Raw genomic sequence first — 13,206 nt, 5'->3', positions numbered from 1 at the left:
CATCAGGAGGAAACGAGATCGCGGCTCCCCGGCTTCTCGGCCGGTAGCGCTGCCAGTTTTTTTGGCAAAGCGTCTGGCTGATAGGCAGGAACCTCGTAGCTCAGTAGCGCCACCAATGGCACACCGGGATTGGACTTCCCGGAACTCCGATCCACGAGGCAGGCTTCCGCGACGACTTCTCCGCCGGCCGCCTGGACGCAGGCAATGCATTCCCGCGACGACAGCGCGGTGCTGATGACGTCCTCGACGACAAGCACACGGGTACCGGGCCGGATGGCGAAGCCCCGGCGCAACATGAACGTGCCCTCCACCCGTTCGGCAAAGATGGCCGGAAGCCGCAGATGCCGGGCAGTCTCGTAACCGACGAGAATCCCGCCGACCGCCGGCGCGACGACCAGTTCGAAGCCGGCATCCGGGAGGGTGGCCTGCACCTTCGCTGCCAACGCCGCACACAGGCGTTCACCGCGCGCCGGATCCTGCATCACCAGTGCACACTGAAGATAGGTCGGGCTGTGCAGCCCAGATGTCAGGATGAAATGCCCCGTCCGGATGGCGCCAGCCGTCTCGAACTCCGCCAACACCTCTGCCTCATCAGGTATCCGTGTCATCGCTTGGTCACCCGCTCGGCCTTGTAGATCTCGGCAGACGCTTCCAGCGCCACCAGGATCTCGTTGAGGTGCCGGATATTCTCTACCTCAACGTCAACGTCGAGGTCGAAGAAGTCGACTGAGCGGCGCTGGACACGCAGATTCGCGATATTTGCGCCAGTCCGGGCGATGCCGGCAGCCAGCGCGTTGAGGCTGCCCGGGCGGTTGGTGAGCTTGACCCGAAGCCGGCCAATCTGGCCCGGCAGGTTGTCTCCCTCGGCCCAGCTCAGATCGTACCACCGCTCCGGATCGCCCGAGAAACGCTCGAGAGTCTCACAATCGATCGTGTGGACCCGGGCCCCGAGTCCCTCCGTCATGATCCCGACGATTCGCTCGCCCGGCAGCGGCGAACAGCAGGTCGCGAGGTGCACGGCGATCCCGGGCTTGAGCCCCTTGATCCCCACGGCCGCGCCCTTGACGGGACGGCCTTTGCGGGTCTTGGCGGCGAACTTCCTGTGCGCCTTTGGATGAATGGCGCGAACCACCTTCGCCCCTTCGAGTTGCCCAGCACCTATCGCAGTGAAGAGTTCGCGCTGGGTCTTGTAGCCGAACACCTTCAATACCGGCGACAGTGTCTTGGGCACGAACTTCTCACCCGCCATTTCGAATTCGTGCTCGATAATCGCCTTCCCCAGCTTCAGGTGCTCTCGCTCGCGGCTTCGCCGCAACGACTTTCGGATCTGGCTTCGGGCGCGGCCGGTCCGCACAAACGTCTCCCATACGGCGCTGGGCTGCTGGCTGCGCGACCGAAGGATTTCGACCTGATCGCCGCTCTGAAGCGGGGTGTCGAGCGGCGCCGGCCGGTCGTTGATCTTGCAGCCCACGCACGTCGCGCCGACGCGGGAATGGACGGCGTACGCAAAATCCACGGGCGTGGCGCGCTCGGGCAACGAGATAACGTCACCCTTCGGGGTAAAGCAGAACACGAGATCGTTGTAGATCTCGAGTTTGGTGTCCTCGATTCCCTCCGAATGGTGTGTCGCGCTCTCAAAGATCTCGCGCAGGCCGCGCAGCCATTGAAGCGTGTCAGGGCTGAGTTGCTCCGGGCCACTTCCTTGCGACTTGTACTGCCAGTGTGCCGCGAGCCCATACTCGGCGACCTGGTGCATGTCCTTGGTCCGGATCTGTATTTCAATGGCACGCTTGTGTGGTCCGATCACCGTGGTATGCAGCGAGCGGTAGCCGTTGGGCTTCGGCAGGCTGATGTAATCACGAAAGCTGCCCGGCACGAAGCGCCACTGCCGGTGCACCACGCTCAGTGTGCGGTAGCACTCCTCCTCCGAGGGTGTCACTACCCGAAACGCGAACAGATCGGTGACCTTCTCCGTGGTCACACGCTTGCGCTGCATCTTCTGCCAGATCGAATGCGGTCGCTTCTCGCGACCGGTCACCTCGCTCTCGATGCCCGACGCTTCCAGAACCCGGCGCAGCTCATTGAGGGTTCTCCCAACCTGAGAGGGATACCGCTTCTTGAGAAATTCGAGCCGGCGACAGATGGCGTCGTGCTCGGCAGGCTGCAATTCCGCGAACGCCAGATCCTCAAGTTCCTCGCAGATCGCCATGATGCCGACCCGGCGGGCCAAGGGGGCATAAAGATCAAGCGTCTCGCGTGCGATGCGCTGTCGCCGTTCCGGCCTTTGGATGTGCTGGAGGGTCCGCATGTTGTGAAGGCGGTCGGCAAGCTTGACCAGCAGGACCCGGACATCCTTCGACATCGCCAGCACGAACTTGCCGAGGTCGCCTCGGGTGGCCGCAGCCCGCGGCTCGATCTTGGACAGCTTCGTGACGCCGTCCACGAGCTTGGATACCTCTGTACCGAACTCGCGCCGGATCTCCTCCTCGGTCGCAACCCCATCCTCGATGGTGTCATGCAGCAGGCCGGTGGCAATCGTGGCGGAATCCAGCCGGTACCTTGCCAAGATGCCGGCGACCTCGAGCGGATGCGAAAAGTACGCCTCACCAGATTCGCGCTTTTGCGCGTGATGACGCTCCATGGAGAATGTGAACGCGCGGTTGAGTTTCGCCTCATTGACCGAAGGGTCGTATTCGCGAACCCGTTCAATCAGCTCTTGCTGGCGAATGGTGGATCCTCCGTCACAGTGAGTAGCTTAATCCGTCGCCGGCACCTAATCCTCGCCAGCCTCGTCAAAGCCCGCGTCGCCGGGTTCGGCCTCGAGACCCAGCGCCATGTCCGGCTCCTCCCGATCATCGAGGTCGCCTTCCATGTCGGTGTCCTCGTCGTCTCCGGAGTTCAGCTCCGCAGCCGAATCCGCAACATGCATGCCGGCCTGCTCCGCGTCCGGGACACTGGCGGCCTCAACCTCGCTTGAGGACAGCATGTCTGCATCCGGAACGACAGGAACCTGGTCCAGCCCCAGCGAGCGAGCGTATGCCTCGATGGGATCCTCGTCAGCCTCGTCCCGCTCGAAGTGATTCTGAAGCGATCGCACGATCCCTTCCTGTAGCGCCTCGAGGTCGAGGTTGCCCTCCGCGATTTCCCGGAGCGCGACCACCGAATCCTTGTCGTCGTCCTTCTGCACCGTAATCTCGGATCCTCGGGCGATCGCGCGTGACCGCTCCGCCGCGTAGAGCACCAACTCGAAGCGATTGTTGACGACAGGAATGCAGTCTTCGACCGTTACGCGCGCCACAGCATCTCTCCTCGGTAACAGCGAGACCGCCCGGATGGGGCCGCCCCGCCAAGGTTCGCCCGTTTAGCCTGAAACTAGCGCGTTTTCAACCGTAATGCCCCTTTTCGTCGCCGGCTGGACCGCTTCCAGGGCCACGTATCCCCTGGTCGCGATACTCTTGCCAGCAGTACCGACAGCGGGGACGCGTGCACGGGATGGCGCCAACGCGGGCACACATCAAGTAGCGGCCGCAACACGAACGCTCGGTCGTGCAGCCTCGGGTGAGGAAGGACCGGGGCGCAGGCTTCTCCCGTCACGGTCGTGCCAGCAGCCAACAGGTCGAGGTCTAGTGTACGTGGGTCGTTCCGACGACGTCGCCGACGGCCGAACGCGCGCTCGATCTTGAGCAGGCGTCCGAGAATGACAGGCGGTGCCAGTCGGGACCGAACCAGCGCGACCGCATTGACATACGCCGGGCCCAGTCCGACTGGCCAGGGACGCGCGCAGTACAACCGGGAAAGTCGTTCTGGACGCAAACCGGCGCGCGCCAGACGAAGCGACACGAGCGCCGGTCGGGACGTGAGCGGGCCGAAGCCCGGGGCCCGAAGATTGGCCCCGATGGCGATCAGGACCGCATCGGACAGCGGAACCTGCAGGCCCCGAGGCCGGGTGCGCGCGCCGGGTGGTGAGTGATGCAGGGCATCGGCTGTCGCCGGCAACCGGCGCCTTGCCCGACTCCCTGATCTTCCGAATGGGCCCGGCCGCCGTTTCACGTCAGCAACGACCAGTCAGCGGCCCAGTCCGGTTCGACCAGGCACACGAACGCCGGCAATAGCGGCGCGCCCCGACCACCCCAGTTGAGTGCGCTGACGCAGCAGGGCGTCCGGAACGATCGTGTCGCCCGATCCGCAGCCACGATCTCCCGGGCAACCGCGCGTCGTCCAGTGCCGGCTGACCGCCTAGGCAAATCCCTCAGGCAGCACCTTCGCTGTCTTGGCCATTGCAGGCACATTCAGCCTCGTTCCCGCATCACGCGCGCCCGCTCACGCTGCCATTCCCGCTTGCCAATGTCATACCGGCGATCCCGACTCTTGCGCCCCCGTGCAAGCGCGATCTCGGCCTTGGCGGTACCGGTCTCGTTGAAGTAGATCGACAGCAGGGCGACCGTCATGCCTTGCTCGTTGATGGCCACCGTGATCCGATCGATCTGCCGTCGGTGCAGCAGGAGCTTGCGCGGGCGCTTCGGTTCGTGTTGGTGCCCTTTTGCCGCCGACCGCCAAGGCGCGATGTGGACATTGACCAGCCAGAGTTCCCCGTCCTTGGGCTCCGCGTACGCTTCGCGAAGGCTTGCGCCACCGGCACGAAGCGACTTGACCTCGCTGCCCTGAAGCACGAGACCGGCCTCGTACTTCTCTCCCAGCTCGTAATCGTGGCGGGCGCGGCGATTGACCGCGACCGGGTGCCTCACCGCGTCACCCGGCCCCGTCTGCGAGGAGATCGAGACTGGCCATGGCGGCCCGCACTGCCTGCTGTGTCGATGGTCCCGGCTCCACCAGCGGTAATCGAATCTCCGAACTGCATCTGCCGAGCAGGGAAGTTGCAAACTTCACGGGCCCCGGACTGGTCTCCACGAACAACGCCTCGTGCAGAGGCATCAGGCGTTCGTGCAGTGCCAGCGCCTTCGCGGCATTGCCGGCCTGCCATGCCTGATGCATGGCCGCGCATTCGCGAGGTGCGACGTTCGCGGTGACAGAAATCGTTCCATGGCCTCCGCATGCGAGGAAGGCAAGCTGAGATGCGTCTTCGCCCGACAACTGGTTGAATTCGCGATCCGCCAGCGCGGCACGCAGCTGATGCGGCCGAACGGGATCGTTGCTCGCATCCTTGACCCCGACGATCCGGGGAAGCTCAGCCAGTCGGACCATCGTGTCGATCGACATATCGACCACGCACCGACCCGGGATGTTGTAGATGTACAGAGGCAGATCGGTGGCGTCGTGCACCGCCCGGAAATGGCCGTACATCCCTTCCTGTGTCGGTTTGTTGTAGTACGGCATGACCAGCAGGGCCGCGTCGGCGCCGGCGGCCCGCGCGTGTTGCGTGAGGCGGATGGCCTCCCTGGTCGAGTTCGAGCCCGTCCCGGCCATCACCGGGATTCGGCCGGCAGCGCACTCGATCGTCAGGCTGACAACCCGATCATGCTCTTCGTGTGACAGGACCGGCGATTCGCCGGTTGTGCCGCACGGCACGAGGCCGGTCGTGCCCTCGGCTACGTGCCAGTCCACGATCTCCCGGATCGCGGCCTCATCCACTTCGCCGTCGCGAAACGGGGTGATCAACGCACAGAGGGAACCCTGAAACATGGCACATGTGTATCCGTTCGCGCGAAGGTGTGATCCATGACTATATTATGCTTCCTGAGGTTGCCGCTCCAGCGCACAGCCAGATACTGCGCCGGGACCGGCAGTCTTCGTTAGTGAGGGATCGTACGAGACCGGCGCGTTCGGGCTCGGTCGAAGGAGGCCTTCCAGCATGCTCACGCCTGCCCAAATCGATACCTATCGGGAGAAGGGTTATCTCGTCATCGAGGACGTCATTCCCGCCTCCACGATCGACAGGCTCAAAGCGCTGACCCAGGAATTCGTCGACAATGCGGCGGGCGTGCCGGGGCACGATGACGTGTACGACGTCGCCGACGGTCACACTCCTGAGGCTCCGCTGGTTCGACGGATCAAGCTCCCCCACAAGGCCCACCCCGAATTCCGCCAGTTCGCCGCCGATCCCGTCCTCACCGACATCATGGCGGACCTGCTGGGAAGTGACGTCCGTCTGCATGGCGGCAAGATCAATCTCAAGCCGGGCAAGGCCGAAGATGCCGTGGAATGGCACCAGGACTGGGCCTTCTACCCGCACACCAATGACGATCTCCTCGCAGTCGGCGTGATGCTGGACGACATGAACCTTGAGAACGGCCCGATCTTGATGCTTCCCGAGACTCACCGGGGGCCCGTGTACAACCACCACGCCGGAGGCAAGTTCTCCGGCGCGATTGATCTTGACACCTGTGACCTGGATTTCAGCAAGGTGGAGACCGTAACCGGCCGGGCTGGGTCAATCAGCGTACATCACGTCCGGCTCGTGCACGGTTCCAGCGCCAACCGTTCCGGCAAGCCGCGGCGACTGCTGCTGTGGGAGTACGCTGCTGCGGACGCGTGGCCGCTGATGGGAGCGGGTGATCTCGAGGAGTTCAACGAGCGGGTAGTACGCGGCAGCCCGACACTCACGCCACGCTTGGAGGACGTCCCGGTACGCATCCCCCTGCCGCCCGCCCTGCATCCGGGGTCCATCTTCGAAAACCAGCGAGCTGCAGCCCACCGGTTCTTCGATGAGGCAGATACCCGGCAGGCAGCCTACTCGTAGGATCCGACGAAATCGCGGGCGCGCTGTTCGGCTTCGGCGACCTCGCCCGCGGTCAGCTGCTCCGTCAGCACATCCATGTAGTAATCCGCGTTGGGTTCGCCGGATAGGCGAAACCACTTGTACGCCTCTACGAGATCGACTTCCGTCCCCTGTCCGTTGGCGTAGTACTTGCCCAAGTGAATCTGCGACAGGGCATGTCCGCGCCTGGCCCCTAACAGAAACATCTCGAAGGCGTCGCCAAGCTGAAATACCGACGCGTACCGAAGTCCTTGCATGTAGCGGACATTGGTATCCCTAAGGAGGTAATCAGTGCTCTGGTACGGACGCTTGGGATCGTGGGGGTACTCGATGACGACACCCGCGTCCGCCGCTCGCGCACGCATGTCGTCGGTGATCTCGGCGGCATCGACCAGGACCGCCCACCCGAACACGGCCACCGCCGCCAAACCCGCGCACCATGCGCTGCCAATGGAAATTGTCGTCCGCATAACCGCCTGCCGCAGCTGTTGGGCTGACCCTGTCTGAAATCTCGATGCCGCGTAATTAGCCCACCGACATGGTTCAGGCAACCGTGACCGTCTGGCTGCGACGACACCAGTACTATCGAGAATGCTGGTCACCCGACCGACGTCGACCCTCCGCCACCACGTGTGCCGACAGGGCGCCTCAGCGCCGCGTGCGGCCAGCCCCGCAGGCGGGTTCTTGCGAAATCTCAATCGTCGGCAAGCCGTGGGCTCGGACAACCCCCATCCGGAATCTCGATCCATCCCTCCATGTAGAAGGTGCAGCTGCCTATGAGGCCGACACGATCGCCATCCAGCGTGCAGCGGAGTTCACCGCCTCGGGCTGACACCTGGCGAGCTGTCAGGCTCCGCTTCCCTAGTTGCTTCGCCCAATAGGGAGCGAGGATGCAATGAGCACTGCCGGTTACCGGGTCTTCTGCAATGCCGGAACCGGGGGCAAAGAAGCGGGAAACAAAATCCACTTGCGCGCCTTTGGCCGTCACGATCAGGTGGCCCGCGGTCAACTTCCCAATCCCGTCCAGATCGGGCGCCATGGCGCGAACTTCCGCCTCGGTACCCAAGACTGCCATGCAATAACGTCCCATCAGTACCGCCTCGGGCGTGGCGCCGAGCACCGCTTCCAGACCGTCCGGTACGCGAATGGAGGCTGGCGGGTCTGCCGGGAAATCCATGCGGAGGCCGCTGTCACTGCGTCGGACGGTCAGGCGCCCTGAGCGTGTCGCGAATCCGACCTCTTCCCGATCGGGCGCCAACCGATGAAGGATCAGCCAGCCGGACGCGAGCGTGGCGTGCCCGCAGAGGTCGACCTCCAGCGTCGGCGTGAACCAGCGAAGCTCGTAGTCTCCGTTGTCACCGGCGACCAGGAATGCGGTCTCGGACAAATTGTTCTCGAGCGCTATTGCCTGCAGAGTGGCATCGTCCAGCCATTCGTTCAGCAGGCACACGGCGGCAGGATTGCCGCCGAACGCCCGGTCGGTGAAGGCATCCAACTGATAGATCGGTAGTCGCATCGAAGTGCTTTCGGTGAGCCGCGGTCGGGCATCGTATCAGGTGGTTTCAGCGGACGGACAACGCTTCTCTGCAGCGAAGTTGACGATTGGGATGAAGCCCGAATTCGACGGACCACGGATCCGACGGACGCCATACTTGCCGGCGGGACCGGCCAACTGGTGCGAGTTGATCGGCGACTCAGGCCGGCCGACCCTGGCGCGGGGGCAAAGGTTCCGTGAAACGAAATTTCCTAGTTGGCTGGCTGCTTTCGCCGCACCATCGCGCTCAGTAGGTCCAGCTGTGAAATGCTCCCGAGGGCCTTCCCATCCCGACCCGTGACCGTTCCTCTTTCCGACGTCGCCTCCGATAGCGCGAGCGCAGCGCGTTCGAGCCGTGTCCCAACCGGAATTGCGGGGGTGTCGGCGCATTCGGTCGCCGGTTTCATGATGCTCTCCACCCTGATGACCTTGCCCCGATTGACGTCCTTGACGAAATCCGCGACATAGTCGTCTGCGGGCTTGAGCACGATTTCCTGCGCGGTGCCCTGTTGCACAACCCCTCCGTCGCGCAAAATCGTGATGTTGTCGCCGATGCGCAACGCCTCCTCAAGATCATGCGTGATAAAGACGATTGTTTTCTTGAGCTCTTTCTGCAGGTCGATGAGCATGTTCTGCATGTCGTATCGGATCAGCGGATCGAGAGCGCTAAATGCTTCGTCCATCAGCAGGATATCGGGATCCGTTGCCAACGCCCGGCCCAAGCCAACCCGCTGCTGCATGCCGCCGGAGAGTTCTCCGGGATAGCGATCAGCGAAGTCTTCAAGACCGACACGTTCGATCCAGCGGGACGCGCGCCGTTCGACTTCCGCGCTTTCCAGCCCCTGAATCCTCAGGCCGAAACCAATGTTATCGCGGACGGTGCGGTGAGGCAGGAGTGCGAAACGCTGGAACACCATTGACGCACGGTGTCGCCGAAACTCGCGCAGCGTCGGCTCGTCCATGGTCGACACATCAAGACCATCCACGACGATTTCCCCGGCGGTCGGCGCAATCAGCCGGTTGATGTGCCGAAGCAGGGTCGATTTTCCGGAACCTGAAAGTCCCATGACGACTTGAATGAAATGTCGCGGCACTGACAAATTGATATCGCGCAGGCCCAATACGCAACCGTGACTGTCAAGAAGTTCTTGCTTACCCATGCCGTCAAGCACCATCGGCAGCACCTTCTTTGCGCGAGGTCCGAAGATCTTGTAGAGACCTCGGATGAGAACCATGGGCTCAGGCATGATGGGGTTGCTTGTACTGCAATTGAAGCCTCTTGCCATAGGCTTGCGAAACCCTGTCGAAGATGATTGCCAAGGCTACGATAGCGAGACCGTTGAGCAGCCCCAACGTAAAGTACTGGTTGGTAATCGATCGAAGGACAGGCTGTCCCAGGCCCTGAACACCAATCATCGACGCGATTACGACCATCGCCAGGGCCATCATGATCGTTTGATTTACCCCCGCCATGATGGTCGGGAATGCCAGGGGAATCTGGACTCCGACCAACCGCTGCCAGCCGCTTGCCCCGAACGCGTCGGAGGCCTCCAGTACCTCGCGGTCCACCAAACGAATACCGAGATTGGTAAGACGGATCACCGGGGGAACGGCATAGATCACAACGGCAATCAGACCTGGTACCTTGCCGATACCGAGCAGCATCACGACCGGAATGAGATACACAAACGCTGGCATCGTTTGCATCACATCAAGCAGCGGGGTTACCACGGCCTGAGTACGATCCGACCTGGCCATCAGTATGCCAATCGGAACCCCGAGCACGATCGACAGCAGCGTGCACACGGCGATCATGCTCATGGTGCTCATCGTGTCTTCCCACATGCCGAAATAACCGATCAGCAGAAACGCGACGATTGTTCCGGCGACGATTTTCCATGAACGGCTCGCAAGGAAGGCGAACGCACAAACCGCAAGCAGAACCACCCACCACGGAGCATTGAGCAGAATCCTCTCGAACCAGACAAGGAACTTGAGAAGCGGCTCGAAGAAGGTTTCGATCAATTCGCCATAGGACCGCGAGAATTCTCGATAGGCACCGTCGAGCGTCTTGCGAAGTGCTACCAGGGACTCGCGCTCCATCTGTGGAAACTCGATCCACCATGCTTTGCTAGCCATTGGTGCGGTCTCCCAAGTTCATGGCCGATTCGTGATTGCGCGGGTGCGGCAGCTCCCTCCTACTGACGTATCGAGGCCGTCCAGCACGCCAGGAGAAGTTTGCCGCCCGGAACCTCGCGAACTTCCACAGCAGAAATGAGCTGGAGGACGCAGCACGGCGGCCGGCTTCGCCGCAAATGGTTGTTCTGTCCGGGAACGCGCGGCAGCGCTCGACTGCCGCGTCGGAGCGGCAGCATGGCAGAGGTCCACAAGCCGGCCCTGGTGGCAAAGGACCACCGCGCCGGCACGAGCGACTAGAGCTCGGCGAGCGCGGCCTTTACTCGCGGCAAGGCGTCGTCTGGCACCCAAGGACGCCACATATCTTCGTTGTTGGTCAGGAAATGCACCATGGCGGTCTCACCATCGGCCTGGTTTTCCTCCATCCAGGCAAGCAACGCGTTCAGAAAACTGTTGCTAAACGCCCGCTGAGAAAGATAGGCAATGGCGCTGGGCGATCGTTCGGCAAGGTCGGCCGTAACGAGAGTGTGCACTGGAGACGGCGGATACATGGTCGGCTTCGGGTCCGGGCAGTCCGGCTGGGTGGTGCAGCTGCGGAACTCCTCGACGTCTGCGCCGGAGCCGAAATCAACCTTGACCATCTGATACTTGCCGAGCAGCGCGGTCGGTGCCCAGTAGTAACCGAACCACGGCTCCCCGCGTTCGTAGGCTTTCGCCAATGACCCGGCCAATCCCGCTCCGGAACCAGGATCTCCAAGTTCGAACCCTGCCTCCTCGAGGTTCAGTGCCCGAAACAGATTCTCTGCAGAAATCTGGCAGTTCCAGCCTGACGGACACCCCATTAGGAGCGACATGCTGGGGTCTTCCGGGTTCTTGAACAGGTCCGCGTGTTCAATCACGCCCTGTATGGTCGCAAGTTCTGGACGCTCGGTGACCATGTAGCCCGGAACCCAGAATCCTTCTTCACCACTGTCGGAGAACACCTTTCCAGCCAAGACCAACCGGCCCTCGGCCACTCCGGTGTCGATCGCCGCCCTAAACGAGTTACTCCAAAGCTCAGGCGCGACATCCGGCTCGCCCTTCTCCACCATTGATGTCCCGGTCGGCATCGTGTCGCCCGCGACAAGCTCGGCGCTGCAGCCATAGGCGTGTTCGAGGATGAATCGATCGAGGTTGGCAATGAACGTTGCGGAGTTCCAGTTCATGTCGGCGATCGTGACACTGCCGCACTCGGACGCTTCGGCTTGAGCCGACACCAGCGCCACGCCCGCCGATGTCGAGACCAGGGTGAGTGCGAGTGCCTGAATTAATCTCAACATCATTGGTACTCCTTCTCACACGTTGGATATTCATTATTGGAGCACCTGCCGCAAACTTCAACTTGAGCGATCCTGCCCGACCGCAGTGAGTATTGATCAGGAAACGGCAGACACCCGGCAAGGACCGGCTTTAGACCGTGAACACCCGCTGCTGAATTCCGCCGGGTGCCCTCGATCGAGCGCTCCGCTTCGCTGGCGGCGTGCCTGAGAGTTGGGTCCAATGGCATGTTTACGCCATTAAGCTTGACCCATACGGATGGATCGCTGCCGAGGGGCCGGAAGCCCATACGGGAGCGGCAGGGCAACGTCGCCCAATGTCGAACAGCAGCCGCGGCCCAGCGTCCCGACCGCGACAACTTCACGACGCCGGGCAACTTCCCCGCTGTGCAACCTGCGACCGGCACGATGCGCCGTCGAACCGTGACCCACGGACCCTCTGACCCAGCGCCACGCCCATGCCGTCCAGCCCTGCCCGGACCATCATCGAGTCCTTCTGGTTGCTCGATGCCAGGCACGTGACCGCCGCAAGGCCGGGCCGCGACGGTACGCCGTACCACGCGCACGGCCCCACCGGGGGCTCGCGTCTCCTGCAAGGGACGGAACACCGCATCCACGACCCCTTTGCCATACTGGAATACTGAACATGCGGTTTTCCATATGAAAACGACGCTGAATATCGATGAGGCCGTCATGCGGCAACTGCGAGAAGAGGCGGCACGGCGGGGAACCACCATGTCGTCCCTGGTGGAAGCTGGGCTTAGGCGGATTCTCGCGAACTCCGGACCAGGCGCGGGAATCCCGGACACCCTACCGCCGTTGCCGACCTGGAAGAGCGGGGGGATCAGGGTTGACATCGCCAACCGCGAAGAGCTCTACCGGCTTCTCGACGGGGTGTGAGTGTTGGTCTTTGACACCAATGTCCTGATCTACGCAGTCGATGAGGATTCCCCTTATCACGACCCATGCCGACAGCGGGTCCTGCAGGCCCGCAATGATCCATCGCCAGCGTATCTAACCTGGAGCATCGGTTACGAGTTTCTACGGGTCACCACCCATCCACGTGCGTCCGCCTCTCCGTGGAAGCCGGTACAGTCCTGGAATTTTCTCTCGGCGTTGCTCGAAACTCCTGGATTTGACTTGCTCGTAGCGACGTCTCGCCATGGGGCGGTATTGGCACAGGTCATGAAGGAGTTGCCCGACGTGAGCGGGAACTTGTTCCACCACCTGCGCACCGCGGTCCTGATGCGTGAGAATGGCGTAAGCCGGATCTGCACCCGCGATACCGACTTTCATCGGTTCCCGTTTCTCAGTGTGGTCGATCCCTTGCGATAGTCTCCCGCGCCGGCTCAGCTGCGCCGGCCAAACCTGGGAGGGGGCCTGATCAACGTTCTACCCTCGCCGCCTCCCATCGCGCGAGCCCCAGCAACGGCAATGCGCCTGCGCCGGGACCGGATCCTTATTGAAGCGCCCGCAGTTCGGGGCGAAAAGATGATCGCACGCCT

General features: G+C 62.6%; 14 protein-coding genes. 3 read left to right on the top strand and 11 right to left on the bottom strand.

What is annotated here, in order from left to right; all coding sequences use genetic code 11:
* Nucleotides 1–2 precede the first annotated feature (2 nt).
* The 6 genes from pyrE to dapA form a co-directional block, all read right to left on the bottom strand.
* Nucleotides 3–608 carry an orotate phosphoribosyltransferase gene (pyrE, locus tag OXH60_02200; GenBank protein ID MDE0710928.1) on the bottom strand — a complete coding sequence of 202 codons (606 nt, stop codon included), beginning with the start codon at nucleotides 606–608 and terminating at the stop codon, nucleotides 3–5.
* A complete protein-coding gene (locus OXH60_02195; protein MDE0710927.1) occupies nucleotides 605–2,728 on the bottom strand; it encodes a bifunctional (p)ppGpp synthetase/guanosine-3',5'-bis(diphosphate) 3'-pyrophosphohydrolase in 2,124 nt (707 codons plus the stop codon). The genes pyrE and OXH60_02195 overlap by 4 nt, the downstream gene beginning before the upstream one ends.
* Nucleotides 2,729–2,773: 45 nt before the next feature.
* Nucleotides 2,774–3,298, bottom strand: coding sequence for a DNA-directed RNA polymerase subunit omega (gene rpoZ / locus OXH60_02190; protein ID MDE0710926.1), 525 nt, complete (start codon nucleotides 3,296–3,298; stop codon nucleotides 2,774–2,776).
* 74 nt (nucleotides 3,299–3,372) lie between these two features.
* Nucleotides 3,373–4,050, bottom strand: a complete 678-nt coding sequence (gene folK / locus OXH60_02185; GenBank protein ID MDE0710925.1) for a 2-amino-4-hydroxy-6-hydroxymethyldihydropteridine diphosphokinase — start codon at nucleotides 4,048–4,050, stop codon at nucleotides 3,373–3,375.
* Between the two features lie 239 nt (nucleotides 4,051–4,289).
* Complete coding sequence (smpB, locus tag OXH60_02180; protein ID MDE0710924.1) at nucleotides 4,290–4,745, bottom strand: SsrA-binding protein SmpB; 456 nt, start codon at nucleotides 4,743–4,745, stop codon at nucleotides 4,290–4,292.
* 4 nt (nucleotides 4,746–4,749) lie between these two features.
* Entirely contained in the window at nucleotides 4,750–5,640 is an 891-nt protein-coding gene (gene dapA, locus OXH60_02175) for a 4-hydroxy-tetrahydrodipicolinate synthase (protein MDE0710923.1), read from the bottom strand.
* A gap of 169 nt (nucleotides 5,641–5,809) precedes the next feature.
* Between dapA and OXH60_02170 the strand changes: the two genes are divergently transcribed.
* A complete protein-coding gene (locus OXH60_02170; protein ID MDE0710922.1) occupies nucleotides 5,810–6,697 on the top strand; it encodes a phytanoyl-CoA dioxygenase family protein in 888 nt (295 codons plus the stop codon).
* Here OXH60_02170 and OXH60_02165 read toward each other — a convergent pair.
* The 5 genes from OXH60_02165 to OXH60_02145 all read right to left on the bottom strand — a co-directional run bounded on the left by OXH60_02165 (nucleotide 6,688) and on the right by OXH60_02145 (nucleotide 11,707).
* The gene (locus tag OXH60_02165) at nucleotides 6,688–7,185 is read right to left on the bottom strand and encodes a hypothetical protein (GenBank protein MDE0710921.1); all 498 of its coding nucleotides are present in this window, start codon (nucleotides 7,183–7,185) and stop codon (nucleotides 6,688–6,690) included. The two genes, OXH60_02170 and OXH60_02165, sit on opposite strands and share 10 nt — an antisense overlap.
* A gap of 224 nt (nucleotides 7,186–7,409) precedes the next feature.
* Nucleotides 7,410–8,231, bottom strand: coding sequence for a PhzF family phenazine biosynthesis protein (locus OXH60_02160; protein MDE0710920.1), 822 nt, complete (start codon nucleotides 8,229–8,231; stop codon nucleotides 7,410–7,412).
* A gap of 230 nt (nucleotides 8,232–8,461) precedes the next feature.
* Nucleotides 8,462–9,496 carry a glycine betaine/L-proline ABC transporter ATP-binding protein gene (locus OXH60_02155; protein MDE0710919.1) on the bottom strand — a complete coding sequence of 345 codons (1,035 nt, stop codon included), beginning with the start codon at nucleotides 9,494–9,496 and terminating at the stop codon, nucleotides 8,462–8,464.
* The gene (locus tag OXH60_02150; GenBank protein ID MDE0710918.1) at nucleotides 9,489–10,388 is read right to left on the bottom strand and encodes a proline/glycine betaine ABC transporter permease; all 900 of its coding nucleotides are present in this window, start codon (nucleotides 10,386–10,388) and stop codon (nucleotides 9,489–9,491) included. Before OXH60_02150 ends, OXH60_02155 begins: the two co-directional genes overlap by 8 nt.
* Nucleotides 10,389–10,681: 293 nt before the next feature.
* A complete protein-coding gene (locus OXH60_02145; protein MDE0710917.1) occupies nucleotides 10,682–11,707 on the bottom strand; it encodes an ABC transporter substrate-binding protein in 1,026 nt (341 codons plus the stop codon).
* Nucleotides 11,708–12,361: 654 nt separating this feature from the next.
* Here OXH60_02145 and OXH60_02140 point away from each other — a divergent pair.
* Both OXH60_02140 and OXH60_02135 read left to right on the top strand, forming a co-directional pair.
* Nucleotides 12,362–12,601: a hypothetical protein gene (locus OXH60_02140; GenBank protein MDE0710916.1), complete on the top strand. Its 240-nt coding sequence runs from the start codon at nucleotides 12,362–12,364 to the stop codon at nucleotides 12,599–12,601.
* Nucleotides 12,602–13,036 (top strand): PIN domain-containing protein, encoded by a 435-nt coding sequence (locus OXH60_02135; protein ID MDE0710915.1) that lies wholly within the window; start codon nucleotides 12,602–12,604, stop codon nucleotides 13,034–13,036. It begins immediately after the preceding gene.
* Nucleotides 13,037–13,206 lie beyond the last annotated feature (170 nt).

Source organism: Rhodospirillales bacterium (assembly GCA_028824295.1).
In the GTDB taxonomy this organism is placed as follows: Bacteria; Pseudomonadota; Alphaproteobacteria; order TMED109; family TMED109; genus VXPW01.
Note: the sequence above shows the minus strand (reverse complement) of the source record. Positions and strands in the feature narration are given on the sequence as shown.

Excerpts from the sequence above, each read along its gene's own strand:
- OXH60_02140 (MDE0710916.1), top strand. The coding sequence starts at position 12,362 with ATGAAAACGACGCTGAATATCGATGAGGCCGTCATGCGGCAACTGCGA.
- pyrE (MDE0710928.1), bottom strand. The coding sequence starts at position 608 with ATGACACGGATACCTGATGAGGCAGAGGTGTTGGCGGAGTTCGAGACG.
- OXH60_02160 (MDE0710920.1), bottom strand. The coding sequence starts at position 8,231 with ATGCGACTACCGATCTATCAGTTGGATGCCTTCACCGACCGGGCGTTC.
- OXH60_02165 (MDE0710921.1), bottom strand. The coding sequence starts at position 7,185 with ATGCGGACGACAATTTCCATTGGCAGCGCATGGTGCGCGGGTTTGGCG.
- OXH60_02170 (MDE0710922.1), top strand. The coding sequence starts at position 5,810 with ATGCTCACGCCTGCCCAAATCGATACCTATCGGGAGAAGGGTTATCTC.
- dapA (MDE0710923.1), bottom strand. The coding sequence starts at position 5,640 with ATGTTTCAGGGTTCCCTCTGTGCGTTGATCACCCCGTTTCGCGACGGC.
- OXH60_02150 (MDE0710918.1), bottom strand. The coding sequence starts at position 10,388 with ATGGCTAGCAAAGCATGGTGGATCGAGTTTCCACAGATGGAGCGCGAG.
- OXH60_02155 (MDE0710919.1), bottom strand. The coding sequence starts at position 9,496 with ATGCCTGAGCCCATGGTTCTCATCCGAGGTCTCTACAAGATCTTCGGA.
- OXH60_02145 (MDE0710917.1), bottom strand. The coding sequence starts at position 11,707 with ATGATGTTGAGATTAATTCAGGCACTCGCACTCACCCTGGTCTCGACA.